This is a genomic window from Pseudomonas aestuarii (assembly GCF_027988105.1).
GTDB lineage: Bacteria > Pseudomonadota > Gammaproteobacteria > Pseudomonadales > Pseudomonadaceae > Aquipseudomonas > Aquipseudomonas aestuarii.
This window is the reverse complement of sequence record NZ_JAQJZJ010000010.1, coordinates 40,976-67,052: the sequence shown is the minus strand read 5'-3', so window position 1 is coordinate 67,052 and position 26,077 is coordinate 40,976. Positions and strand designations below refer to the sequence as shown.

The window sequence follows — 26,077 nt, the reverse complement described above, 5'->3', positions numbered from 1 at the left end:
GGCGGTTAGAACTTGGGTCCGGACTTGGTGTTGTTACCCTTGGCCATGCGGTCGTAGAGCACCACATTGACCGTGGCGGCGAGGTTCATGCAGCCCTGGGTGGGGATGTAGATCACATCCTCGCACCAGGCGCGTATTTCCTTGTTCAGCGAGCCGTCTTCCGGGCCGAAGATATAGATCGCCCGGTCCGGGTGGGTGTATTGCGGCAGCGGTCGCGCGCCTTCGACCAATTCCACCGCGACTGGTGTGCAGCCCAGCGGGATGATCTTCTGCAGATCATCGATGCCGATCAGCGGAATATCCTGGAAGACCTTCTTGGTGTCGGTGACGAAGTCGCGGGCATGCTCATAGCGTGTACCGGTGTAGAACACCGAGGCCGCGCCATAGCAACCGGCGGCGCGCATCACCGCGCCGACGTTCTCCGGGGATTTTGGGTTGAATAAACCAATGCAGCTGTATCGTTTGTTCGCCACGAAGCAGGGCCTTTACGCAAAGGGCGGCAGTATAAGGCCTGACGGCATTGCTGCCAGGGCAATTGCGAAGCAGCGTGCCGAAGTTTGCATTCACACAAAAGCAGAGCCGTAGGGTGTACTCGCCGCAGGCAGTACGCCATGGATGCTCGGCGCGGTACAAAAAATGGCGGGCTGTCGCTGCGCTCCGAGGCCGCCCTACCTCCGAACGGATCGCTGCTTAAGCAGCCTCAGTCTTTATTTTTTCAGCAGGGCGGCCAGGTCGGCAAAGGCCTTGTGGGTCGATTTCGGCCCCTGTGGGCTGGAAGTCGAGCCTTCGCTGAAGTACTGCTGGTCGGTGTAGCGTGCGTGCTCGTTATCGTGGCAATACAGGCACAGCAACTCCCAGTTGGAACCGTCTTGCGGGTTGTTGTCGTGGTTGTGATCGCGGTGGTGCACGGTCAGTTCGCTCAGGCGCTTGCCGGAAAATTCCCGGGCACAACGGCCGCAGACATGCGGGTACATCTTCAGGGCTTTATCCCGGTAGCCTTCTTCGCGGCTGCGCTGGGCATCGGCAAGGATGCGGTCAAGCTTGGCGGTAGGCGAGGGTGATTTGTCCGTGCTCATGACTGGTCTCGTGGCTAACTACTAATGCCGACAGTGTAGCCCTGCCGATGGTCGGCGAAAACAGGCGGGTGGGCACTAATCGGCGCTGCGCACAGCCCAATGTCCAGGAGTCTTGCAAAATAGAGGTGAATGATGCGATTGGCGAGCGCACTACTGCTGGGTCTGGCGGTGCTGTGCGGCAGCGCGATCCAGGCGCGGGACTATCCAGCGTCGACGCCCCGGGAGCGACCTGCCGGCTCACCCGGCACCGCCACCCCGCAACCCTTCATCCAGCCGCGGCCGCGCAAGCTGCCGACTCCGGCGCCGCATCATCCACCCTTGCTCAATGACGGCACGGGCTACAAGGCCAATCCAGCTGGCGCTTCCCTGGCTCCGCCCGACGGCGAGTTACCGCTGCTAGAGCAGCAGCGCCAGCGCAACAGCCAGGGCATCCCGGGTAGCCGCAAGGCGGGCGACTGAACTGGCTCACGTCGGCGAAGCCACAGCTTCGCAGCTGGCAGGCTGGGGTGGGACAGGCCGAGTGAATCGCCAGATTACCGGACTCTGGGAAACCGGATGTGAATGGGGGCGCGGCCCTGGGGTTCGCGGATTCCTGTAAGCATCGGGTGCGGGCCGTGATGCCGGCCTAGATCTGCTGCTCGACCAACTGACCGTCGACCATGCGCAGGCGCCTGGACATGGCCACGGCGATGGCGCGGATCACTTGGGCGGCGGACCTGGGGGCCTCTTGCAGCATTTTCTCCAGCGAGTCCCGGGCCAGGATCAACAAGGTGCAGTCGCTGACGGCGATGCAGCTGGCCGAGCGTCTTTCACCGTCCAGTACCGCCATTTCGCCGAAGGCACGACCCTTGCGCAGCTTGGCGATCTCGACCGTTTCGCCACTGGAGTTGGTCTTGCAGATCGATACCGCGCCGAAGTGGATGATGCACATGAAGGTACCGGCATCACCCTCGTGGCAGATAATTGCATCCGGCTCAAATCTGCTGATGTTGAAATAGCCAGCTGCAGTCAGTACCTCGCTGGGCTGCAGGCTGTTGAACAGGCCGCAGTCGAGCAGCATGTCGCGGATTTCGTCGATCAGGTAAGAGCTGTCTGGCATGGGGTTCTGCTGCGTCGGGCCGGGATAAGTGTGACGTTAGCCGGCCTGCCCAGGCTTGCCAACTGCCGCTGACACCAAGCTGTGAATGGGCCCGCAGTCGGGTGTCTTTTTTTCAGCCAAACCCGAACACCTTGAGCAGGAAGGCGTACTCCAGCGCCACATCCCTGAGTGCCTGGTAACGTCCGCTCATGCCGCCGTGGCCGGCGTCGAGGTCGGTCTTCAGGAGCAGCAGGTGGTTGTCGGTCTTGTGCGCGCGCAGCTTGGCCACCCACTTGGCCGCCTCCCAGTACTGCACGCGGCTGTCGTTGTAGCCAGCCACGGCGAGGATTGCCGGGTAGGCCTGGGCCTGGACGTTCTCATAGGGCGCGTAGCCTTTGATCCGCTCGAACACCTCGGCTTCGTGCGGGTCGCCCCATTCGTCGTACTCGGTGACGGTCAGCGGCAGGTCGGGATTCTGCATGGTGTTGAGCACGTCGACGAAGGGCACCTCGGCGATAGCCGCGGCAAACAGTTCGGGGCGCTGGTTGAGCACCGCGCCGATCAGCAGGCCGCCGGCACTGCCGCCGCTGATGGCGAGCTGATCCGCCGTGGTGTAGCCGCTGCTGATCAGGTGCTCGGCGCAGGCAATGAAATCATCGAAGCTGTTGTGCTTGTGTTCCAGCTTGCCGGCGCGGTACCAGGCTTCACCCAGCTCGCCGCCGCCGCGCACGTGGGCGATGGCAAAGACGAAACCGCGCTCCAGCAGGCTCAGGCGCGCGTGGGAGAACCAGGGGTCGAGGCTTTCGCCATAGGCGCCGTAGCCATAGAGGTAGAGCGGGGCAGGCTGAGCAAATACGTCGCGCTTGGCCACCAGGCTGATGGGCACCTGGGTGCCGTCGGGGGCGGTGGCCCAGAGGCGCTGGCTGACATAGTCGTCGGCGTCGAACGGGCCCAGCACCGGGGTTTCCTTGAGCACCTGCTGGGCGCCGTCGACGAGGGTCAGTTGGCGGATCTGCGCCGGGCGGTTGAGCGCCTCGTAGCGCAGGCGAAGCACCGGGCTGGCAAACTCCAGGGTGTCCTGCACGTCCAGGCTGTAGGCCGCATCCGGCAGCTGCACCCGGTAGGCGTGCTGGCCCTGGGTGTGCACCTCGATGATCGGCAGGCCGCCCTCGCGCAGGCTGAGGGTCAGCGCGCTGTCATTCAGGCTCACGCCTTCGAGCATCACCTGCGGGTCATGGCCGCGCAGTTCGTTCCAGTGCTCGCGGGTCGGCGTCTGCGCGGGGCTGGTTTGCTTCACGCAGTACAGGGCGAAGTTGATCCCGCTCTGGTTGCTGCGGATCAACCAGGCCCAGTCGCCCTCGACCTTGCCGTGGTCGACGTAGTATTCGTGGCCGTCCTCGCGCGGCGCCAGGCAGCGGAACGCGGCCTGCGGCGTATCGGCATCCAGTACCCAGGCCTCGCTGGTGGTCTTGCTGCCCAGCATCAGCACCAGTTGGCGCTCGGAGCTGGTGCGGTAGCAGTTGAGAAAGAAACGCCCGTCGGCCTCGTGGAACACCAGCTCGGCAGAGTCGCTGCCGAGGCGATGACGGTACAGCTTGTGCGGGCGATGGCAGTCGTCCAACTCGCCGAAGAACAGGGTCTGGCTGTCGTTGGCCCAGGTCATGCTGCCGTCGCAATCGGCGAACGGCAGTTGGCTGATCGCGCCAGTGGCCAGGTCCTTGACGAACAGCTGGTAGACCTCATCGCCGCTGGTGTCCAGGCTGTAGGCCAGGCGCTGGTGATCCTGGCTGATGCTGAAGGCGCCCAGCGAGATAAAACCACCATCTGCCAAGGCGTTGGGGTCGAGCAGCAGTTGTTCGGCGCTCTCATCGACGTCGAGCGAGCCATCGGTCGGACGCGGGCAGCGGTAGTGGCGCGGGTATTCGTCACCCGCGGTGGTGCGCTGATAGTAGAGCCACGGGCCCCAGGGCGCAGGCAGCGACAGGTCGGTCTCGCGGATGCGCCCCTTGATCTCCTGAAACAGCGCTTCGCGCAGCTCGCGTTGCTCGGCCAGTTCGCCCTCCAGGTAGCTGTTTTCCGCCTTGAGGTACTCGAGCACCTCCTCGGCGTCGCGCTGCTCCAGCCAGCGGTAAGGGTCGGCAGCGTTGTCGGTGCGGGCGATGGGGGCGTGCGGCATCGGGTGACTCCAATTCTGTCCAGTCTGCAGCTAGCAGCCTGTCGGACCACGGAAAAGCCGTTATCATAAGCCGCACTGCATCAGCAGGCCGTTGAAAAATGCAGCCTCACTCGCTGCGGCTATCAACGGGCCAGCCCCGTCATGCTCAGAGATCCGCGCTTTATGAACGAAAACGACTATTTACTTGCCTGGGGCGTCTATGTTGCCGCCGCCCTGGGTTGCCTGCTGGTGTGGTTCCGCATGACCCGCTGGATGTGGCGTTATCTGCGCGAGCCCCTGCGTTTGCTGGCAGCGGTGCTGCTGTTCAGTCCGACCGTCGTCAATCCGTCCAATGAAGAGATACTCGCCCCGTCGATTGCCATCACCGCGCTGGATCTGCTGCTGGATGCGGGTAACGGCATCTGGCGCGCAGTGGCCGATCTGTCCATGTACGGACTGATTGCTTTCGCCCTGTATATGTTGTTCGTGGCCATTCGTTGGCCCCTGGCGCGCTGGTGGAAGAATCGCCAGGGTCCGCAAGCGGAACCGGATGACGCGAACGCCCCGACATTGCGCGAGATCATGCAGCGCGAGAACGAGGAGCCTGCCGAGAGTCTTTATGAGCGCGCTAGCGGTGGTCGTATGCGCGTCGAACCGCGGCTTTGAAAGCTGGAACAATCCGCAACCCGTAGGGTGGGCTTCACACCGGCGTGTAGTCGTAGGTTGGGTTAGCGGCGCTGGCACTCTCGAGTAGTCCACAGGTTCAAGCTGCCGCGTAACCCAACACAGCGCTAGCAGGCTCGGCGCCATGATGGGTTACGCCGTGCAGGAAATGCGGTCTTGCCGCATGTCGGCTGGCCGGCTAACCCATCCTACGGGCCTGGAGTCGTTCTCGCGACGGTACTCGATAGTGTCACAACCCCTGAGTCGAGAGTTTTAACCATGTGTGAATTGCTCGGCATGAGTGCCAATGTGCCCACCGACATCGTCTTCAGTTTTACCGGGCTGATGCGCCGTGGCGGCGATACCGGGCCGCATCGTGACGGCTGGGGCATCGGCTTTTATGAAGGACGCGGACTGCGCCTGTTTCAGGAACCGCGCGCCAGCAGCGGATCGGAGGTGGCGCAACTGGTGCAGCGCTACCCGATCAAGAGCGAGGTGGTGATCGGGCATATTCGCCAGGCCAACGTCGGCAAGGTCTGCCTGGCCAATACCCACCCGTTTGTGCGCGAACTATGGGGACGTAACTGGTGTTTCGCGCACAACGGCCAGTTGGCGGGCTTTGCCCCGACGCCGAGTTTCTATCGACCGATTGGCGACACCGATAGCGAGGCGGCTTTTTGTGCGCTGCTCAATGGTCTGCGCCGCGACTTCCCGGAACCGGTGGCCGTGGAGCTGTTCCTGCCCGGTCTGGTTGCTGCCTGTGCGGCCTATCGCAAGCACGGCGTGTTCAACTGCCTGCTCAGCAATGGCGACTGGTTGTTCAGCTTCTGCTCGACCAAGCTGGCACACATCACCCGCCGCGCGCCCTTTGGCCCGGCGCAGTTGAAAGACGCCGATGTGCGGGTGGATTTCCAGGCCGAGACCACGCCCAACGATGTGGTGACGGTGCTGGCTACCGAACCTTTGACCGATAACGAATGCTGGAACCTGTATCGCCCGGGCGAATGGCGGCTGTGGCGGGGCGGCGAGTGTGTGGCCCAGGGCATGAGCGACTGAGCGGGCGGGTAATTTGCAATCAGAGGTTGTGAAAATATCGACCGCCGTCGCGAGGCCGCCTGCAGGCGTTCGCGGCAAGGCGCGCTACGTGAAAAGCAGGGGAGTTTAGTGAGCTAAATGACCCTGCTTTTCACGTAGCGCAACGCCGCAGCGGGCGTTTGGAGGCGGCCGCAGTAGGCGAGAGTTTTTTCACAATCTCTCAGGAGAGGGGCTATGTTCAGAAGCTATCTACGCTTGGCGCTGTTTGCCTTGGGCCTGCTGGTTGGCGTGCAGGTACCGGGGTATATCGGGGACTACAGCAAGCGGGTCGAAGCGCACCGGCTGGAGTCCGAGCAGAGCTTGGCGGGTTTCCGCGAGACAGCCAGGCGATTCTTTCAGGGCGATTTGCAGGCGTTGCTGACCCACTATCAGGACAGTGACGACCCGGTGATGCGCAGTGACGCGCAGAGCGTGGGCTACCTGGTCGATCGCGCCAGTTTCCTCGAGTTGGAGTGGCAGGCCATGCAACAGCCGTGGTACGGCCAGGTCTGGCATCTGGCGACAGTCGCCGATCGCGAACTGATGGACGAAACCTACAGTGCCTACCGTTACCAGGTGCTGCTGGCGCCGCAGGCCATCGCCTGGGGCCTGGTGTGTGCCTTGCTGCTGGCCTGGCTGGTGGAATGCCTGTTGCTGCTGATCGGCTTGCTGCTCGGCGTTGGCCGCAGCCAGAAGGTGCAACGGCGACACTGGCGTTAGGCGCTGACCCGGCGTCGCAGCTGGTAATCCCTAGGCCGTGCAGCGTGGGTTTGGCGGTGCGCCAAAAAGCTGGCGGGCTGTCGCTGCGCTCCGAAGCCGCCCTACGATTCGTAGCCATCCCTCGACCTGAGGCAATCCGCAATCCCTAGGGTGTCACTCGCCGCAGGCAGTGCACCATTGGTTAACCGGTGCGACGCAAAGCTGGCGGGCTGTCGCTGCGCTCCGAGGCCGCCCTACGATTCGTAGCCATCCCTCGACCTGAGGCAATCCGCAATCCGTAGGGTGTCACTCGCCGCAGGCAGTGCACCATTGGTTAACCGGTGCGACGCAAAGCTGGCGGGCTGTCGCTGCGCTCCGAACGGACCGCCGCCCGGCCCGCCCTACGGGCCGAATGGACCGGCCTATGCCTGCATCTGCTGGGCTATATGTTGAACCGCCCGCACTACTTGGACAGGAACTTCATGCCATCTTCCAACCCCTGCAGCGTCAGCGGGTACATCTTGTCTTCCAGCAGCTCGCGCATGATATTGGTCGAGGCGGTGTAGCCCCAGGCGTCCTTGGGGTAGGGGTTGATCCAGACGAGCTTCTTGTACTTTTCCATAAAGCGCTTGATCCACACGTAGCCCGGCTCCTCGTTCCAGTGCTCGACGCTGCCGCCGGCCTGGGTGATCTCATAAGGCGCCATGGCCGCATCGCCGACGAATACCACCTTGTAGTCGGCGCCATATTTGTTCAGCACATCCTGGGTGGCGAAACGCTCGGAGCTGCGGCGCAGGTTGTTCTTCCACACCGACTCGTACACGCAGTTGTGGAAGTAGTAGTACTCCATGTGCTTGAACTCGGTCTTGCAGGCGCTGAACAGCTCCTCGCAGACCTTCACATGGGCATCCATCGAGCCGCCGATGTCGAACAGAATCAGCAGCTTGACCGTATTGCGTCGCTCCGGGCGCATCTGGATATTCAGCAGGCCGCCGTCCTTGGCCGTGTGGTCGATGGTGCCGCTGAGGTCAAGTTCATCCTCGGCACCCTGGCGAGCGAACTTGCGCAGACGGCGCAGGGCGATCTTGATGTTGCGCGTACCCAGTTCGACCTGGTCGTCGAGGTTCTTGTACTCGCGCTGGTCCCAGACCTTGACCGCCTTGCCCTGGCGTTTGCCTGCGTCACCCACGCGAATGCCTTCCGGGTTGAAGCCGCCGGAGCCGAACGGGCTGGTGCCGCCGGTGCCGATCCACTTGTTGCCGCCAGCGTGGCGTTCCTTCTGTTCTTCCAAGCGCTTCTTGAACTCCTCGATCAGCTTGTCCAGGCCACCGAGGGATTCGATCTTGGCGCGCTCCTCGTCGCTCAGCGAGCGCTCGAACTCCTTGCGCAGCCACTCATCGGGGATCAACGCCTCGATGTGCTGGTTGAGGTTTTCCAGGCCCTTGAAGTAGGCGCCGAAGGCCCGGTCGAACTTGTCGAAGTGGCGCTCGTCCTTGACCAGAATCGCCCGGGCGAGATAGTAGAACTCGTCCATGTCGGCGAACACCACGTTGTGTTTCAGCGCGTTGATCAGGTCGAGCAGCTCGCGCACCGACACCGGCACCTTGGCCGCGCGCATTTCATTGAACAGGTTGAGCAGCATAGGTGCGCCCTCATTGGTATCCGTAGGGTGGGTTAGCCGCGCAGCGGCGTAACCCACCATCGATGCCGCAGGCATCGCTGTGGCCAGTCTGTCGGCCGGTTGGTGGGTTACGCTTCGCTAACCCACCCTACAGGTGCGTCGCTTAACGTGAGGCGCGACGGCTCATGAACGCCAGGCGCTCAAGCAGCTGTACATCCTGCTCGTTCTTCACCAGGGCGCCGGCCAGCGGCGGGATGGCCTTGGTCGGATCGCGTTCGCGCAGCACCGCTTCGCCGATGTTGTCGGCCATCAGTAGCTTGAGCCAGTCGACCAGTTCGCTGGTCGAGGGCTTCTTCTTCAGGCCCGGCACCTTGCGCACGTCGAAGAACACGTCCAGCGCTTCGGCCACCAGATCCTTCTTGATGTCCGGGTAATGCACATCGACGATCTTCTGCAGGGTCACGCGGTCTGGGAAGGCGATGTAGTGGAAGAAGCAGCGGCGCAGGAAGGCATCCGGCAGCTCCTTCTCGTTGTTCGAGGTGATGATGATGATCGGGCGCAGCTTGGCCTTGATCGTCTCGTCGGTCTCGTAAACGTAGAACTCCATCTTGTCGAGTTCTTGCAGCAGGTCGTTGGGGAACTCGATGTCGGCCTTGTCGATTTCGTCGATCAGCAGGATCACCCGCTCCTCGGCCTCGAAGGCTTCCCACAGCTTGCCCTTCTTGATGTAGTTGCGAACGTCGTTGACCTTGTCGGAATCCAGCTGGGAATCGCGCAGGCGGCTGACCGCGTCGTACTCGTACAGGCCCTGATGGGCCTTGGTGGTGGACTTGATGTGCCAGGTGATTAACTTGGCGCCGAAAGACTCGGCCAGTTGCTCGGCGAGCATGGTCTTGCCGGTGCCAGGTTCGCCCTTGACCAGCAGCGGACGCTCCAGGGTAATCGCGGCGTTGACCGCGAGCTTGAGGTCGTCGGTGGCGACATACGACTGGGTGCCTTCGAACTTCATCGGTAAATCCTCGAACGGTAACGCGTCGGGCAATACCCGCGGGTTCAGTATTTGAAAAGGCGACTATACCGCGCAGCCTTGGTGACTGTGAACGTAGACGCACCATTCAGTCACTGAATGGCGGGTCACGCTTCGCGCGTCACTGCCGTCGGCTGGCGCCGCAATCGGTGTGCGCCGCGCTGGACGGCTGAGTCTGAGCATCATAGGCTTCAGAGCTTGTGAAAATATCGAGCGCAACGCCGCAGCCGACGTTTTTGGCGATCCGTAGGGTGACACTCGCCGCAGGCAGTGCACCGTGGTTCAGTGGCGCGGCAGAAAGCTGGCGGGTTGTCGCTGCGCGCCGAAGCCGCCCTACCTCCGAATGGAACGCCGCCCGAACCGCCCTACGCCCCGAGCGGACTACCGATGTTTGAAGCAATCGCAGTAAGTGAAGATTTTTTCACAAGTTCTCAGACCCTCTCCCGGCAGTAAGCACAAGGACACCGCCATGAGCCGCATTTTCGCAGACAACGCACAAACCATCGGCAACACCCCGCTGGTCAAGATCAACCGCCTCGGCCCGGCTGGCGTGACCATCCTGGCCAAGATCGAAGGGCGCAACCCGGCCTATTCGGTGAAATGCCGGATCGGCGCCAGCATGGTTTGGGACGCGGAGGAGCGGGGAGTACTCAAGCCCGGCATGACCATCGTCGAACCGACCTCGGGCAACACCGGCATCGGCCTGGCCTTCGTCGCCGTGGCGCGCGGCTATCAATTGTTGCTGACCATGCCCGCCTCGATGAGCCTGGAACGGCGCAAGGTGCTCAAGGCTCTGGGCGCCGAGCTGGTGCTGACCGAACCGGCCAAGGGCATGAAAGGCGCGATTGAACGGGCTGCGGAAATCGCCGCCGCCGACCCCGCCAAGTATTTCATGCCGCAACAGTTCAACAACCCGGCGAACCCGGCGATCCACGAAGCAACCACCGGCCCGGAAATCTGGAACGATACCGATGGCGCGGTCGATGTGCTGGTTTCCGGCGTCGGCACCGGCGGCACCATCACCGGCGTGTCGCGTTACATCAAGCAAACCCAGGGCAAGCCGATTCTCTCGGTGGCGGTCGAGCCGATCAGCTCGCCGGTGATCAGCCAGACCATCGCCGGTGAGCAGCTCAAGCCCAGTCCGCACAAGATCCAGGGCATCGGTGCCGGCTTCGTGCCGAACAACCTCGACCTGAGCATGGTCGATCGCGTCGAACAGGTCAGCGACGAGGATTCCAAGGCTGTGGCGCAGCGGTTGATGCGTGAAGAAGGCATCCTCTGCGGCATCTCCTGCGGCGCCGCCATGGCCGCCGCCCTGCGCATTGCCGCCGAACCGACCATGCAAGGTAAAACCATCGTGGTGATCCTGCCCGACTCCGGCGAACGCTACCTGAGCAGCATGCTGTTCAGCGACATGTTCAGCGAACAGGAACTGCAGCAGTAATCACATCGCGCCGGGTCGCGGAACGCCGCCCGGCCCTCCGACAACAGCAGCAGGCACCGCAATCGCCTGCAGGAGGGCTGCGGCCGTTCTCAATAATGTTCCCGACATTTTTACTACATTTTCATCCATGGGGGTCGCTGACGGGCTGCGGAATTTCCTACATCCATGTGGGTCACGCGCCCGGCGGCGATGGCGGACAACGTCCGCCCAACAATCGAAAGCCTCGTGCCGAGGTCGGCCCTTCTTCAAAGGCAACGAACACCGCTATCCGCCCTAATCCATTGATTTTCGGGCTGTTCAAATGCTGGGCAGCGTGCTAAAACCATTCTATCGAGTGATCTAGCCGCTTGAAAAAGAAGGGAAAAACATGACCAAGTCGGAGTTGATCGAAAGGATCGTCACCCACCAGGGGCAGCTCTCAAACAAAGATGTCGAGCTGGCCATCAAAACCATGCTGGAACAGATGTCCCAAGCCTTGGCTACGGGTGACCGCATTGAAATCCGCGGCTTCGGCAGTTTTTCTCTGCACTACCGCGCGCCGCGTGTTGGGCGTAACCCGAAAACGGGTGATTCGGTTCGCCTCGACGGCAAATTTGTCCCGCACTTCAAGCCGGGCAAAGAGCTGCGTGATCGGGTCAATGAAGACGAGTAGGGCAGTGCGCATTCTGTCCAAGCGCATTTCTGCGTGTCAGGGCTTGTGAAAAGCGCGACAGCATTCCGCTCGAAGCGTAATGCACCCCGTCTTTTTTTTTCTTTGGCGCCACTGAACCTATGGCCCACAGCCTGCGGCGACTGACAGCCTGCACTCGCGGATCAATCATCTTCACTCATGGCAGCAGTTTATTGGCCTGCTTTTTTAGCGCAATTCGCAGTTCAGTCATGAATTAACGGCCTTTTGCTCTGCTTCGCGCAAATTTGCAGGGTTCACGGAACCTTTTTTGCAAAAAGCTGCCATATTTCCTCTTGATGTATATGGATATCTATTCTGTTGGCCGGGTAATGGCCTCAGCAGGCGGCTTAGGGATAAGCAATAGAAAATTTTGCTTTGGAGTCTCCCTGAATATGCAAGACAACCCCCCGCGCTCCTTTCGCGATGACGAGATCGACTTGGTCGAACTGTTTCAATCCCTGTTCAAGCAAAAGTTTCTTATCCTGGCTGTCGCTGCTTTGGTGACTCTTATGGCAGCTGCCTATGCGTTTCTGGCCACGCCGCACTACCAGGTGCAGAGCATATTGCGGCCGGTTGATCGTGGTAGTCTCGATGAATTGAATAGCACTGGCGTTTACGACTTGACCCCATCTGAAGCGCTCAGCCGCGTGGGGGCAGGGCTCTCATCTTACGAAAGCCGCCTGGCGTTCTTTCGAGATCATCAGGCGCTTTTCAGCGGTCTGATCGAGCCGGGCCGTTCGCTTGAACAGGTTTTTGAAGAATTCAATCGAACGTCGTTCACCATGCTGCAAGTCGACCCTAAAAAAGCCGCTGGCCAAAGCGAGTTTGTTGGGCTGTCGCTGACCTATCCGCGGGGCGTGGAGGGAGTGGAAGTGGTCAACGGTCTCGTCACCTTTGTGCTGGAGACTGAGCGGGCGCGAATAGACTCGGACTTGAAGGTGCTGGTCGCCAATCGGTTGCTTAACATCGAGCAGAAGATTAACGCGGCACGAGCAAGCTATGCCGCGAGCAAAGAGGCACGGATAGCCGCTCTGCTCGAGCAGGACACGCTGACCCGCGCCCAGTTGCAGGACGAACTCCACGCTTTGCGCAGCGAGTTGAAAACCCGGCGGCAGTCGCGCATCGCTGTTCTGGACGAGGCTATCCAGATAGCTGAATCGCTGGGTATCGATAATCCAACCACCCCCTCGTCGATGTCTGAGTCGCAGCGTCAGGGTCAAGTGGTGCGTACGGAGGTAAACAGCCGGGAAATTCCGCTCTATTTCATGGGTAGCGCGGCTCTGAAGGCCGAGCGCGAGGCATTGAATGCACGCCGCTCGGACGACTTCATCGAACCGCGAATTGCCGAGATCGAGAAGGAACTGACGCTGCTGAAGCAAAACCGCCAGGTGGAAATTCTCGAGAAGCGCCAGAACGAAGATCTCTACCTCAAGGATCTGGCCGAATGGCGCCAGGAGGCGGCGCAACTCAAGGGGATCAAGTTCGATACCAGCGCACTAAAGCTGGTACGGCTGGATCAGCACGCACTCGAACCGCTTGCACCAGTCAAGCCGAAGAAGGCCTTGATCATCGCCTTGGGTGGCGTCGGCGGCCTGATGCTGGGCATCTTCGTAGCGTTGATTCGCAACCTGCTGCGCCCCAGGCAAACCAACAAACCGTAGGGCGTACTGCGCAGCAGTACGCCGTGGCCGTGCGCACAAATGGCGGACTGTTCGCTACGCTCCTGAATCCGCCCTACCTGGATACAGGGGGAGTTGCGCAGCCAGCTGCGCCCAGACAAACCGGCAGACCGTAGGGCGTACTCGCGCAGCAGTACGCCGTGGCCGTGCGCACAAACGGCGGACTGTTCGCTGCGCTCCTGAGTCCGCCCTACCTGGATACAGGGGGCGTTGCGTAGCCAGCTGCGCCCAGACAAACCGACAGACCGTAGGGCGTACTCGCGCAGCAGTACGCCGTGGCCGTGCGCACAAACGGCGGACTGTTCGCTGCGCTCCTGAGTCCGCCCTACCTGGATACAGGGGCCGTTGCGCAACCAGCTGCGCCCCAGGCGAACCGACAGACACCCGCGGTGCAAGGCGCAAGACACAACAACTCGACGGCAGTGACTAGCATCACAAGTTCCCCGTCTATCTGCCTGTGCCCGCAAGATAGCTGTCAAGACTTGTAATGTCATACGCTGCTGGCACAATGCCGCGCTGTCTCAGCTGGCAGGATTGACGCAAGCCCTGCTGCCACATGCTCTCGGGCAATGGCCCAAGCAGAAAGTAGCGCAAATATCGTGGTCTGCCTGCCGGTACATTAGTGAAGCCCTTTTCGAAGATGGATCTTGATCGTGAATGCAATTTCCCAGGCGATACCGCAAACCTCCAGTGATGAAATCGACCTGGCTGCGCTTTTTCGCGCGCTCTGGAAGCAAAAGCTGCTGATTGCCTCTATCACGCTGCTGGTCGGCCTGATGGCAGCGGCATATGCCTTCCTGGCGACGCCTGAATACCAAGTGCAAAGCGTGCTGCGCCCGGCGCTCATCAAGGACCTCGATGCGCTTAACCGCACGGGTGTCTACAAGCTCACTCCAGGCCAATCCATGCGGCGTGTCGGTGCAACCCTGGAGTCTTACGACACCCGTCTTGAGTTCTTTCGCGCCAATCAGGGCTTGTTCGAAAGCTTGCGCCGGTCCAATCGCAGCCTCGAGCAGACCTTCGAAGTCTTCAACCAGCAAGCCTTCAAGATGCTCCAGCCCGATACGAAGAAGACCGATAACCTGAGTGCTTACGTTGGTATTCAGTTGACCTATCCCGAGGACGTCAACGGCGTCGCCTTGGTCAATGGCCTGGTCGAGTACAGTGTTCAGCTTGAGCGCGAGCGTATCGCCGCCGACCTGGCCGTGGTCATTCAGAATCGCCTGAACCAACTCGAGCTGCAAATCGCCGCGGCGCGCGCCAGCTATGAAGCGACTAAGGAATCGAGGATTGCCGCGCTACTTGAAGCCGACAACCTCAAACGTGCAGAGTTGCAAGACGAACTCAGAGCCCTGCGCCAGCAGCTCAAGACGCGTCGCAACAACCGCATTGCCCAACTGGATGAATCCATACGCATCGCCAAGACCCTTGGCATAGTCAAGCCAACCACCCCTTCGGCTCTGGGCGAGGGCGAGCGGGTTTCGCAGGGCAGCGTGATCCGCACCGAGGTGAACAGCCAGCAGATACCGCTCTATTTCATGGGCAGTGAAGCGCTCGAGGCCGAACGCAATGCCTTGCTGCAACGCCGTTCCGACGACTTCACCGAGCCGCGTGTCGCGCAGATCGCCAAGGAACTGCAGTTGCTGGCGAACAATCGGCAGATTGAAGTGCTCAATAAGCGTGAGAATGAGGATTTGTTTCTCAAGAAGTTGGCCAGCTGGCGTGAGGAAGCCGCACGCTTGCGCAACCTTGAAGTCGATGTTTCAACCCTCAAGTTGGCCACTGTTGACCAGCTGGCGATGCAGCCGATCAAACCAATCAAACCGAAGAAGGCCCTGATTCTGGCCTTGGGTTTGGTGCTGGGTGGCATGCTCGGACTGTTCATCGCCCTGCTGCGCAATATGTTGCAGCGTAAACCTGAGACTTTCGCCCAGACGCAAGCAGCTCGAGAGCCTGCACACAGCCTATAGACCCAAGGGGCTCCTGGTTCTTGCCGTGGTCCGGCATTCCGGCGATCCGGGCAGAGGCGCCCCCGAATGATCTACCGATTGTGCCGGGGCGGGCTAGACCGCCAATACGGCAAAGACGGCGTGCCCCGCTCCTGAGTATGCAGGCGCGGGGCAGCAGTGGTTTCAGCTGCGAAACTCTGGGTTCACACAAGCGGTCTCGACCGCAGCAATGGACCGCATCCGGCAAAGCTGCAATCGCCGGCCATCGTTAATGGATTAACAGAGATCAATCACATGGACTACCCCGACATCCTCCACCATGGCGCTAAAGACGGCGTGACCGGCTCCTGCCATCAACTGCTGATGGACGCAGAACACAGCCTGTTGATCGACTGCGGGCTGTTCCAGGGCGCGGAAACCTCGGCCGAAGGCAAGTCCGCTGCCGATCGCCTGGCCATCGAGTTCCCCTTGGAAACGATCAAGGCCCTGGTCGCCACCCATGTGCACATTGACCATGTCGGACGCATTCCCTATTTGCTGGCCGCCGGTTTCAAGGGGCCGATTCTCTGCAGCGAGCCGTCGGCCAAGCTGCTGCCCATCGTCCTGGAAGACGCCTTCAAGCTGGGCTTCAGCCGCGATCAGAAGCAGGTCGAGCGCTACCTCAAGCTGATCGAGCAGCGCATCATCGCCTTGCCCTACAAGACCTGGTTCAGCCTGCACGAAAGCGCGAACCTGATTTGCCGTATCCGCCTGCAGCGCGCCGGGCACATCCTCGGCTCGGCCTATGTGGAGATCGACCTGCAGTACCCCGAATCCGGCGATAAAAAACGCATCGTCTTCTCCGGTGACCTGGGCGCGCCCCATGCGCCGCTATTGCCAGCACCCAAGCCGCCGTATCGCGCCGACATCCTCGTGATCGAGAGCACCTACGGCGACCGCCTGCACGAAGACCGCCGCACCCGCCGCCAGCGTCTGGAAGGCGTCATCGAACAAGCCCTGGCCAACAACGGCACTGTGCTGATCCCCGCTTTCAGCATCGGCCGCACCCAGGAATTGCTCTACGAACTCGAAGACATCATCCACAGCAAAAAGCTCGATGGCAAAGGGCAGGGGAGCCGTGAAGAGGCAACGGTTAACCGCCAAGATGATGCAGATCCGGGCATCGACTGGCCGGCGTTGCCGATCATCCTCGATTCGCCCCTGGCCAGCCGTTTCACCCGGGTCTACCGCGAGCTGAAACCCTTCTGGGACAACGAAGCGCTGCAGCGCGTCAAGCGCGGGCGCAAGCCGCTGGGTTTCGAGCAACTGCTGACCGTCGACAGCCACCAGGCCCACCTGGCCATGGTGCGTCACCTGACAGCTACCGCTCGTCCGGCAATTGTCATCGCCGGGAACGGAATGTGCAGCAGCGGTCGAATTGTCAATTACCTGAAAGCCATGCTCCACGATCCCCGGCACGATGTACTCTTCATCGGTTACCAGGCCCAAGGCACACCTGGCCGGGCGATCCAGATGTATGGTGGGCGCGGCGGTTACGTGGATTTAGATGGAGAGCGCTACAAAATTGGCGCCAAAATCAATACCATAGGCGGCTATTCGGCCCACGCGGATCAGAAAGGCCTGTTGGGCTTCGTCACACGCATGCGCGACTGGCCCAGCCAGGTCCGTATCGTCCACGGCGAAACCGGCGCCAAGCACGAACTCGGTGAACGCCTCAAGGCGCTCTATCAGCAGACCCAACGTAACCTGGAGCTATTAATTCCCAGTGGTGCAAACAAATGATTACCGTGCAGGAGGGGGCGGGCGGAACGCCGCCAAGTCGCACCTACAGACCGTAGGATGGGTTAGGCGCCCACACATTGACCTGCTGCCCGCAGAACAAACGCGCCGTAACCCATCATTGAAATGCGCCCTTTCAGCGGGTACAGGCACGCACCACCCGATGGCTATCACGAGCAGCTAGGCAATCCCACAGGCTGCCCCCCTAACCGGCACCTGGCAACACCGACACATGTGGCCTCAACAGGCCAAACGACTCCCTGGTCATCCTCACGGCTGGCCAGGCTGAAACGAATCCAGCAACCGGCTCAACCAGGCCAGCTGCATACAGGAGTGAACTGTCGGTGTGCAGATGCTGCGCCGATTTGCTTGTTATCCATATGAACCTAAGCGCTACCAATACCCGCTGCATCGCAGATACGGCCCCGGCCTGGTACCTCGTGCACTGCAAGCCCCGCCAGGATGAGCGCGCAGAACTGAACCTGCTGCGCCAGGGCTACACTTGCTATCGGCCGCAGCACAGCTGTGAGCGCATCGTGCGTGGCAGTCGGCAAATCATCGCCGAATCGCTGTTTCCCGGTTATCTATTCATACAGCTGGCCAGCGACGCCAACTGGGCGCCCCTGCGCTCGACCCGTGGGGTCAGTCGCCTAGTGGGTTTCGGCGGTATGCCGCTGCGACTCGATGATCGCTTGATCGAGCGCCTGAAGCAACGCACAACGGCCTCCTTTAAGCCGGCCCTCGAAGCTGGGGATAGCGTGCGTATTACCGAAGGTGGCTTTGCCGAGCTGGACGCCGTCTTCGTAACAATGGATGGCGAGCAGCGGGTGATACTGCTGCTCAACATGCTCAACCGCCAGCAACAGATCAGCATGCCGCTGATGAGCGTGGTCAAGAACTGAACACCCCTCGGCTTTGGCCGAGATCAAGGCAACACCCTGGCGCCGCCAGTAAAATTTGAAGATTGTGACGTTCTCAAGAAACCAACGGTAAATCTTGGGGCGGTAGCGTGCCTGATGCAGATCAAACCTCTACCCGCGCATGCTCTTGCAGGAGGGGCGAGTGGCGTTCCGTGACTCGGCGCGATGCTTTTGATTGTTGGACGGACGTCGTCCGTCTTCACCGCAGGTCGCGTGACCCACACAATAGATGTGGAAAAGACCCAAGCCCGTAGGCGCCCCCCATGGATGGGGGAAGGTAGTAAAAATGTCGGGAACATTTCGAGAACCGGCACGGCCCTCCGACAGGGGGTTGCTGGTGCAGCTGTTTTTGTAGGAGGGCCGCCCCGACGCGATGCTTTTTTTTATTTGTTGGGCGGGCCATGCCCGCCAATCACCGCGAGGTAGCGCCTCCTACGGTAATGCTTGAGCGCAAGCCCCATTTTCTAGCTTAAATAGAGACGTCCATCGCCATGACTGATCAAGATATTCGCTGGCAACAGCGCCTGCTCAACTACAGCCGGGCATTTGCTCAATTGACCCGAGCGGTGGAGCTGGCTCAATCACGACCACTGAGCGAGCTGGAAAAACAGGGGCTGATTCAGGCTTTTGAATTTGTCTTTGAACTGGCCTGGAACCTGATGAAGGACTACTTCCTCTACCAGGGAAACCCTGCCATCACGGGTTCCCGCGATGCCATTCGCACGGCATTCAAGCAAGGAGTGATCGCCGATGGCGAAGGCTGGATGGAAATGATCAAAAGCCGCAACCAGACAGCACACACGTACAACGAGTCGGTCGCCAATGAGATCGCCGGCAAGATCGTGGCGCAGTACCACGACCTGTTTCAGCAGCTGCACAAGCACATGCAAGATCTGGCTGACCAGGCATGACTGAGGCGCTTAGCTTCGGTCTGCCGACGCCTGCAGTCGAAAAGCTACGCAGGGTTTTCCAGGGTTGGCCGCAGATCCAGCGAGTACTGCTTTACGGTTCACGCGCCAAGGGCAGCTATCGACCCGGCTCTGATATCGATCTGGTCATAGAAGGCGAAGAGCTTACCCTCACGCAGCTGCTAGCCATCGAGAACCAGATAGACGACCTGTTACTGCCCTGGATGGTGGATATTTCGCTAAAGCACAAAATCGACAATAGCTCGTTACTCGAACACATCGAGCGCGTAGGCGTACCGTTCTATGAGCGGCAGGCGTAACCCTTCTACCTTCTAGAAGGAGGGCCGACCTCGGCGCGGTGCTGGACGGCACAGTTATTGGCTATTGGCCCTGCTACGCCTAGTTAAAACAAGTACATAAACCCCGTAGGAGCGGATTTATCCGCAAAGCTTTTTACTCAGTCAACCTCATTACAGATGTGAATTGAGAAACAAAATTTTTAACTCTCTCCTCACCCAGGATCGCTGCATAACATCATGAAAATTCTTGTCACCGGCGGTGCCGGCTTTATTGGCTCTGCGGTCATTCGCCATATCATCGACAGCACCACCGATAGCGTGGTCAACCTCGATAAACTCACTTATGCCGGTAATCTTGAATCCCTGCTCGACGTTAGCGACAGCGAGCGTTATGCCTTTGAGCGAGTGGATATCTGCGACCGCAGCGAACTTGATCGAGCGCCTGCAACAACGTACAACGGCCCCCAGTTAAACTGGCCCTCGAAGCAGGGGATAGCGTGCGCATTACCGAAGGTGGCTTTGCCGAGCTGGACGCCGTCTTCGTGACAATGGATGGTGAGCAGCGGGTGATACTGCTGCTCAATATGCTCAACCGTCAGCAACAGATCAGCATGCCGTTGGTAAGCATCGTCAAGAACTGAATTAGGCGCGGCACAGGCCGAGATCAAGGCAACACCCTGGCACCGCCAGTAAAATTTGATGATTTTGACGTTCTCAGGAAACCGACGGTAAATCTTGGGGCGGTAGCGTGTCTGAGAGCAATCCTCCACTGGCGCGTGCTGGACCCGTACTTGTAGGAGGGACGCCCCGGCGCGAAGCTTTTTGATTTGTTGAGCGCTTTTTTTCAATTTCAGTCCGCGTCCCGATCAAGCAATCAAATGCATCAAGTGAAGCAGCGTACTTACAGAGGGATCTTATGGCCGAACCTCGCAGATTAGTATTGGTCGCGTGAGTGCTGATTCAATTATCCCGGTATTTACAATCAACTCTTAGATGACTTAAAACTTGCCATCATCGGTCTTGGTTATGTTGATTACCGCATACAGTGGTGTTTGGCAAGCATCGCATTGTAGTGGCGGGCAACACCAATCAATCACGTATAGCTAAATTTAGGCGAAGTCCTTTATGTGGTTAATTGTGATCACCAGCTCTCGATATACTCATAAACCAAGCAAGAATAAATGAAACTAGGATGATGGGAAAAAAACAAGCAGTTAAAGCTGTTTCGCTGCTGTGGCTAGGCTCGATTTTGGGGGCGGGATGTGCCTTTTTTACCCAGGTGCTCTTGGCACGTGCGCTTGGGCCTGCCACGTTGGGGGCGTTTGCAGCCGCTCTAGGCGTGGTGATACTAGTGGCACCGCTGGCCAGCTTTGGAGTCGGTGGTTTCTGGCTCAAGGTGTTTGGGCAGGAAGGATGGCAGGCAGTACGTTGGCTGCGCGGTTCGCTCAAGTACGCATTGGTGACCACATGCCTGGTGCTTGCAGCATTGCTGGCCTGGGCTGCGTTCGGACCGCATGACGTAACCACACGCGGCCTGCTAATAGTGCTCTCTAGTTATTTGTTGGGTCAGGTTGCAGTAGAACTGGTCAGTGCCAAACTGCAACTGGAAGAGCGTTATCTCGCGTTGGCGATCTGGCAATTCTTGCCGCATTTATTGCGCTTGCTGTTGGTGGTTATGCTGTTTTTGGCGATGGTTAAGTTGCTGACGCTGTGGAATATTGCCTATGCCTATACGGTAATATCCATTGGTGTGTTTATTCTTGGTGCCTTTTTCATGTGGCGCATGTATTGCGGCCAGCTGGCGCTTAAAGGGCATGGCGAAAAAAACGTTCAAGCAGAACAGCCAGTTGCAATCGCCAGTATAAGAGAGGTGATTGTACAATCCTGGCCATTTGGTTTGGCGGGTGTTTTTCACCTAATTTACTTTCAGAGCGATATTATTCTGCTCAAGTACATCGCAGGGAATGCTGCAGCCGGTATCTATAACGTAGCCTTCGTCATTATGGCTGCTGTCTATATGTTGCCCAGCGTGATCTATCAAAAATTTTTACTGCCGAAAATACACCGCTGGGCCATTCATGACCGTCAGAGATTTTACAAAGTCTACCGAGCCGGGAATTGGGTGATGCTGGTATCGGGCTTATTATCGATGTTGGCTATATGGCTACTAGCCCCTTGGGGTGTACATCTTCTATTTGGTGAGCAATATATGAGCGCTGTGTTGCCTTTAAGCATTTTGGCTCTGGCTGCTCCAGTTCGTTTTGTAGCAACCAGTGTAGGTTCTACCCTAGTAACGCAAAATAATATGCACAGAAAGGTTTATTACATGGGGGTAACTGCCATGATAAATCTAGGTTTGAATTTCTTTTTGATACCAACTTACGGGGTAATGGGGGCTGCGGTTGCTACTGTTGTAAGTGAGGTTGTTTTGCTTTTGATTTATTTTTGGGGGGCTAGGGCTGTGTTTTCTAATGATACGGGTGCGGCGGTATGAAGTTCAATGTTGCTGTAAAGAATGTGCTCAGGCCTGTAAGAGATATTGGGTATGCTTTTTTTGGTTACTTATATGATTTTTATAGGTACTTTAAATATGCCGGGTGGGCTTTTGGAGGCAGGGCGTCGGTTAGGGATTATAAAGCTGTAAAAATATATCATCGGCTTGAAAAGAGTTTAAGTTTTCGGCAGCGTGAAGCTAAATCCGGCTGGGGTGCCGCGAATGATCTTGTTAATCATCTCCAAAAATCTTGGGAAAAAAGTAATAACTATACGTATCATGAAAAAGTTGGTTTGAAGGTTTTAGGTGATTTTATAGCAGTGGCTGCTGTTGAGGATGATCGTGGGGCCGAGAGAATAATTAATTTTTGGGAACGACATGTAAAATTAGCCTCTGATGAAGGAGGTATCCTTGAAAAAAGTGTGGCTTTTTTACAAAAGGGGAAATTATATAACCCCGAAGATTTTTTTTCGTCCAGGTTCTCGGTAAGAGATTTTGATAGTAAAGCCGTCTCAAGCGAAGACGTCGAAAAGGCTATTGGTTTAGCTCTTAATACACCATCAGTGTGCAATAGACAGGCTTCATTCGTGTACTGTCTTAACACTCGGGCTGAAATAGATAGAGCTTTGTCACTACAAAATGGTAATCGGGGCTTTGGCCATGAGATCCCCTGCTTGCTGATTCTTTGCACGGATCTATCAGCCTTTGACACTGCTGGTGAGCGTTATCAGCACTGGATTGACGGAGGTATGTTTTCAATGTCGATTATTTGGGCGCTTCATTCTCTAGGGCTTGCATCGTGCTGTTTGAATTGGAGTAAGGGGCCTTTAGATGATATGAAATTGCGTAAACTTATAAATATTAAAGATGAGCATACTGTTTTAATGATGTTGGCAGTTGGTGCGCCGCGTGATACTTTAAAAGTATGTTATTCGGCGAGACGCCCTGTTAGCGATTTTTACACAGCTTTGGATTAATAATGAACAGATTTTATTTAACCGGTCAACGCACCTTTGGCAATCGTGGTTGTGAAGCCATTGTTCGCAGCACTGTTTTGATGCTCAATCAGACCTTCGGCAAGGTTGAAGTACTAGTCCCGTCAGATGATATTTTGCGTGATAAGCAACAATGGCCCGAAGCCAGTCAGCAGGGCGTTATTTTTGTTGAGGCCTATCTGCCTGCTCATACAAAGTACTGGGTCCATCTTCAACGACTACCGTTTAAGTTTTTGAAAAAGGCGGGTTGGCCGTTTCCGTTCCCTAAAAAATTGCGCGACGAGATCAACAATGTCGATGCTGTGCTGTCCATTGGTGGTGATAACTACTCGCTGGATTATCGCTTGCCCTCGTTGTTGATGGGGGTTGACCAACTGGCAATGAGCTTGGGTAAGCCTGTTTTTATCTGGGGTGCTTCAGTTGGGCCGTTTGAAGCGGAACCGCATTTTGTTTCGGCCATTCGGCAACACTTGACCGGTATGTCGTTTATTGCAGCCAGGGAAAGTATCACTTATAGCTATCTGACCGAAACGTTGGGTCTGAATAATGTTATTCAAATGGCCGATCCAGCCTTTACCTTAGCTAAAGAAGTAGTGGATACCACCCTGTTCTGGCCTAAAGAAAGTAGTAATGGTGTGATAGGTTTAAATATTAGTCCGCTGATCGAACGTTACAAAAGTAATGATCAGGATCTTCGGGCAGAGACCATTCAATTCATTCGTGACGCAGTTGACAAAGAATTTAGTGTTTTGCTGGTTTCGCATGTGGTTCCGCTCGATGGGAATAAAAACAATAATGACGCAGTCTATATGGCCGACATGCTCGCGGAGCTTGCGGCACTTGGTAATTCTGTAACCATCATGCCCGCTCATTTCAATGCCTCGCAGATCAAGCAGGTTATCAGTCAATTGCGTTGTTTCATCGGTGCACGCACACATGCGACGATTGCTGCGTTGTCCAGTGGCGTTCCAACGTTGTCGATTGCCTACAGCGTCAAGGCGAAAGGGATCAATAAAGATTTGCTAGGAGATATGCCGGTTGTATTGCCAACACCAGAGTTGTCGGCTGCGTCCCTGATGGCTGGCCTAGATTACTTGATAGAAAATGAAGCGCAAATCAAGGCTTATCTTGAAAGCAAACTCCCTATATGGCGTAGGCGGGTTGAGTTGGCGACAAGTGAAGTAAAAGCAAGGATGGGAAACAATGGTTGAGAAAATGGGTAGTCGTAAAAGATTTTCAGTCGTTATTCCTCTTTATAACAAAGATAGTCATATAGTTTCTACACTGAATAGTGTTGTAGAACAAACCTTTACTGATTTTGAAATTATCATCGTAGATGATGGTTCTACTGATACTAGTCTCCAGCAGGCTCGTTCGGTATCGGATCAACGCATAAAAATTGTCGAGCAAGGAAATCAAGGTGTATCAGTTGCGCGTAATAGAGGGGTTCAAGAGGCCGAGGGAGATTATATTGCTTTCCTTGATGCTGATGACCATTGGTATCCGTGGCATTTAGAGGAATTGAATTGTTTAATTGATAGTTACCCTGGGCGCGGAGTTTACAGCGTTGCTCACGAAATTTGGCGCGGTGGTAAAAAATACCATCCGGCTCAATTCTGTTCCCTAGGTTTTACTGGTGTAGTTGAGGAGTTTTTTGAGGCGTTTTCTAAAAGTTTGGCCCTTGTAAACAGTACTACGGCGTGTTTGCCTCGTGATCTATTGATACGCATGGGAGGGTTTCCGGAGGGTATAAAAAAAGGCGAAGATGTTTATATTTGGATAAAAGCATCAATCGAAAAAAGTCTGGTTTACAGTGATAGAGTTTGTGCGCGCTATAATCAGGATGCGCAGTGTAGAAGCAATCGTAATTATAGTGGCGAAGTACCTTATTATCTATTGTGGCTGGATGAGGTGATTTTCTCAGGTGCTCTTGAAGAAGCGCACGAAAAAGGCGCGTTTAAGTTTCTTCAGTCCGGCATTTTTTATAACGCTGCCGGCTATCGTTTGGATGGGAATAAGGGCGCGTTCAAGAATATTAAAAAATTGAGAGCTTCCAGGTATTTAAAACTACGACTCTTGCTGCTTGCTCTCGAGTTGGCACCTCGACGTTTACTTATGTTTGCGCAGAGGCATAGGCATACTCAAGCTTAATATGGGGTAGAGTACGAGTGGATCTAGCGTAGAGCGGCTCTAAGAAAAATTGATTGTGCGAGGCATTTGCTGTGGTTAGCTTAAGAAATTTAATTTCAATATTTACTTTGTTCTTGTTTTTTCTTACGCTGTCTGTTTTTGTCGGGACGAGAGATGTATCTGTAGGTGCAGATACAGCAAACTATGCAGGTTTTTTTAATGATATTGAGCATGTCATTGATGTAAGCAGATTCGAGCCGTTGTTTAAGTATTTGACTTATGGCATTGGTTTGATTACAGATAGTCATGAGTGGTATTTCATGATTGTTTTCTTAATTTTTAATTTTTTCTACTTGTATTTTTATTCTTGTGTTTCTGATAAAAATAAATGGCTCGAAGGTTGTTTTATACTGATTGGGCTAATGCTTTCTTCAAGTTGGTATGTCGTGGCTACGACAAATGGGTTACGGCAGGGGCTTTCATTGCCTATTTTATACTTATCCATTCTTTTCTTCTATAAAAGAAGATTCATTCCTTCGGCATTGTTTTTCCTGGTGTCGCTTGGTTTTCATAAAGCAGTTATCTTAGCTCTGCCTTTCTTTTGTTTAGTGTTCTTGCGTCCGTTGTTTGTTTTCTTGGCTTTTATCGTTTCGGCTGTTCTTTATTTTTTTGGGGTTACTGAGGTTTTAGTTCGCGTAGTCTCTGGGCTTCTATCTATAAGCCTTTATGATGATATCGCTAATTACTCGTCTGGTTCAAATAATTGGGTCGGGTTTCAGGCTGCTTTTTTCTTGTATACGATTTTTTGGGCTTGTTTGTTTTATTTTTCTCGGTGCCATGTTAAGGATTTATATCTCGAAGGCTATATTGCGCTATGGAAGTTTTACTGTGTGCTGATGATGCCTTATTTTTTCTTTGGGTTTGGCGCTTACTCGAATAGGTATGCATTCATTGGTTGGTTGTTGTTGCCTGTAATCCAATCTTTTTTCATTGTTTCGAGTCGGCTGGATCGTAAGGTTAAGTTTCTTCTCGGTGTTATATTTTTTGTGTTTGGTTTTTCTTCTTATTTATATTTATTGTTGGGCTCGCCACTTTTGTTTTAACTGATTTTAATCGGTATGAGTCGGGCGTGTGAGCAGGTTTGGCAGGTTGTACGTATTCTCCTCCCTGTTAAAGCTATTGGCATAGCTGTTGTGTCAGAGGTAAGGCGTAAATTCTTTTGGCGCATTCATTAAACTGGGCGTGGCAATTATTACCTGAACTCAAAGTGCATGCGAAACAACTGGTGGAGTACAGACAAGCTGCGCAATATGAATATCCCAATTTCGAGGTTATTTACGTTGCCGCATGAAAAATCTACAGCACCGCCTATGCTCTGCCTGTTGGATTGTCTCGCAATGCCAGCGCCAGAGTACTA

23 protein-coding genes and 1 pseudogene are annotated in these 26,077 nt (G+C 56.4%); 18 read left to right on the top strand and 6 right to left on the bottom strand.

Features of this window, described 5'->3' with window-relative positions:
• Positions 1-5: 5 nt before the first annotated feature.
• Positions 6-473: an RNA methyltransferase gene (locus PH586_RS19280; protein ID WP_172149172.1), complete on the bottom strand. Its 468-nt coding sequence runs from the start codon at positions 471-473 to the stop codon at positions 6-8.
• Positions 474-707: 234 nt separating this feature from the next.
• Positions 708-1,076, bottom strand: a complete 369-nt coding sequence (locus tag PH586_RS19275; protein WP_271349423.1) for a YajD family HNH nuclease — start codon at positions 1,074-1,076, stop codon at positions 708-710.
• A 132-nt stretch (positions 1,077-1,208) separates the two neighbouring features.
• Between PH586_RS19275 and PH586_RS19270 the strand changes: the two genes are divergently transcribed.
• Positions 1,209-1,535 (top strand): hypothetical protein, encoded by a 327-nt coding sequence (locus PH586_RS19270; protein WP_271349422.1) that lies wholly within the window; start codon positions 1,209-1,211, stop codon positions 1,533-1,535.
• 166 nt (positions 1,536-1,701) lie between these two features.
• On the opposite strand, the gene PH586_RS19265 is transcribed toward PH586_RS19270, so the two are convergent.
• Complete coding sequence (locus PH586_RS19265; RefSeq protein ID WP_271349421.1) at positions 1,702-2,175, bottom strand: cyclic nucleotide-binding domain-containing protein; 474 nt, start codon at positions 2,173-2,175, stop codon at positions 1,702-1,704.
• Between the two features lie 112 nt (positions 2,176-2,287).
• Entirely contained in the window at positions 2,288-4,330 is a 2,043-nt protein-coding gene (locus PH586_RS19260; RefSeq protein ID WP_271349420.1) for a S9 family peptidase, read from the bottom strand.
• A 162-nt stretch (positions 4,331-4,492) separates the two neighbouring features.
• On the opposite strand from PH586_RS19260, the gene PH586_RS19255 reads away from it, so the two are divergent.
• The 3 genes from PH586_RS19255 to PH586_RS19245 all read left to right on the top strand — a co-directional run bounded on the left by PH586_RS19255 (position 4,493) and on the right by PH586_RS19245 (position 6,766).
• Positions 4,493-4,975 carry an MFS transporter gene (locus tag PH586_RS19255; protein ID WP_271349419.1) on the top strand — a complete coding sequence of 161 codons (483 nt, stop codon included), beginning with the start codon at positions 4,493-4,495 and terminating at the stop codon, positions 4,973-4,975.
• A 276-nt stretch (positions 4,976-5,251) separates the two neighbouring features.
• The gene (locus PH586_RS19250) at positions 5,252-6,028 is read left to right on the top strand and encodes a class II glutamine amidotransferase (protein WP_271349418.1); all 777 of its coding nucleotides are present in this window, start codon (positions 5,252-5,254) and stop codon (positions 6,026-6,028) included.
• A gap of 213 nt (positions 6,029-6,241) precedes the next feature.
• A complete protein-coding gene (locus tag PH586_RS19245) occupies positions 6,242-6,766 on the top strand; it encodes a DUF2937 family protein (protein ID WP_271349417.1) in 525 nt (174 codons plus the stop codon).
• A gap of 442 nt (positions 6,767-7,208) precedes the next feature.
• Here the strand turns inward: PH586_RS19245 and PH586_RS19240 are convergent, their stop codons facing one another.
• Positions 7,209-8,387 carry a vWA domain-containing protein gene (locus PH586_RS19240; protein ID WP_271349416.1) on the bottom strand — a complete coding sequence of 393 codons (1,179 nt, stop codon included), beginning with the start codon at positions 8,385-8,387 and terminating at the stop codon, positions 7,209-7,211.
• A 142-nt stretch (positions 8,388-8,529) separates the two neighbouring features.
• On the bottom strand, positions 8,530-9,375 hold the full coding sequence (locus PH586_RS19235) for an AAA family ATPase (protein ID WP_271349415.1): 846 nt from the start codon (positions 9,373-9,375) through the stop codon (positions 8,530-8,532).
• Positions 9,376-9,862: 487 nt separating this feature from the next.
• Here PH586_RS19235 and cysK point away from each other — a divergent pair, with 487 nt between their 5' ends.
• From cysK to PH586_RS19165, 14 genes and pseudogenes are all read left to right on the top strand, one after another.
• Positions 9,863-10,837 carry a cysteine synthase A gene (gene cysK, locus PH586_RS19230; RefSeq protein ID WP_271349414.1) on the top strand — a complete coding sequence of 325 codons (975 nt, stop codon included), beginning with the start codon at positions 9,863-9,865 and terminating at the stop codon, positions 10,835-10,837.
• Positions 10,838-11,204: 367 nt separating this feature from the next.
• A complete protein-coding gene (gene ihfB, locus PH586_RS19225) occupies positions 11,205-11,489 on the top strand; it encodes an integration host factor subunit beta (RefSeq protein ID WP_172149193.1) in 285 nt (94 codons plus the stop codon).
• A 410-nt stretch (positions 11,490-11,899) separates the two neighbouring features.
• Positions 11,900-13,168: a Wzz/FepE/Etk N-terminal domain-containing protein gene (locus PH586_RS19220; protein ID WP_271349413.1), complete on the top strand. Its 1,269-nt coding sequence runs from the start codon at positions 11,900-11,902 to the stop codon at positions 13,166-13,168.
• A 671-nt stretch (positions 13,169-13,839) separates the two neighbouring features.
• Positions 13,840-15,156, top strand: a complete 1,317-nt coding sequence (locus PH586_RS19215; protein ID WP_271349412.1) for a Wzz/FepE/Etk N-terminal domain-containing protein — start codon at positions 13,840-13,842, stop codon at positions 15,154-15,156.
• Between the two features lie 273 nt (positions 15,157-15,429).
• Positions 15,430-16,917, top strand: coding sequence for an MBL fold metallo-hydrolase (locus PH586_RS19210; RefSeq protein ID WP_271349411.1), 1,488 nt, complete (start codon positions 15,430-15,432; stop codon positions 16,915-16,917).
• 377 nt (positions 16,918-17,294) lie between these two features.
• Positions 17,295-17,816, top strand: coding sequence for a transcription/translation regulatory transformer protein RfaH (gene rfaH / locus PH586_RS19205; RefSeq protein ID WP_271349410.1), 522 nt, complete (start codon positions 17,295-17,297; stop codon positions 17,814-17,816).
• A 509-nt stretch (positions 17,817-18,325) separates the two neighbouring features.
• On the top strand, positions 18,326-18,745 hold the full coding sequence (locus PH586_RS19200) for a nucleotidyltransferase substrate binding protein (RefSeq protein WP_271349409.1): 420 nt from the start codon (positions 18,326-18,328) through the stop codon (positions 18,743-18,745).
• Positions 18,742-19,062 carry a nucleotidyltransferase family protein gene (locus tag PH586_RS19195; protein WP_271349408.1) on the top strand — a complete coding sequence of 107 codons (321 nt, stop codon included), beginning with the start codon at positions 18,742-18,744 and terminating at the stop codon, positions 19,060-19,062. The genes PH586_RS19200 and PH586_RS19195 overlap by 4 nt, the downstream gene beginning before the upstream one ends.
• Before the next feature lie 216 nt (positions 19,063-19,278).
• Positions 19,279-19,479 (top strand): annotated as a pseudogene (locus PH586_RS19190) (NAD-dependent epimerase/dehydratase family protein); the annotation flags it as partial.
• Positions 19,480-20,233: 754 nt separating this feature from the next.
• Complete coding sequence (locus PH586_RS19185) at positions 20,234-21,535, top strand: flippase (RefSeq protein WP_271349407.1); 1,302 nt, start codon at positions 20,234-20,236, stop codon at positions 21,533-21,535.
• The gene (locus PH586_RS19180; RefSeq protein ID WP_271349406.1) at positions 21,532-22,512 is read left to right on the top strand and encodes a nitroreductase family protein; all 981 of its coding nucleotides are present in this window, start codon (positions 21,532-21,534) and stop codon (positions 22,510-22,512) included. Before PH586_RS19185 ends, PH586_RS19180 begins: the two co-directional genes overlap by 4 nt.
• A 2-nt stretch (positions 22,513-22,514) precedes the next feature.
• Entirely contained in the window at positions 22,515-23,741 is a 1,227-nt protein-coding gene (locus PH586_RS19175; protein ID WP_271349405.1) for a polysaccharide pyruvyl transferase family protein, read from the top strand.
• Positions 23,734-24,681 (top strand): glycosyltransferase family 2 protein, encoded by a 948-nt coding sequence (locus tag PH586_RS19170; RefSeq protein ID WP_271349404.1) that lies wholly within the window; start codon positions 23,734-23,736, stop codon positions 24,679-24,681. The genes PH586_RS19175 and PH586_RS19170 overlap by 8 nt, the downstream gene beginning before the upstream one ends.
• Before the next feature lie 53 nt (positions 24,682-24,734).
• Positions 24,735-25,763, top strand: a complete 1,029-nt coding sequence (locus PH586_RS19165; protein ID WP_271349403.1) for an EpsG family protein — start codon at positions 24,735-24,737, stop codon at positions 25,761-25,763.
• The last annotated feature ends 314 nt before the right edge of the window (positions 25,764-26,077 follow it).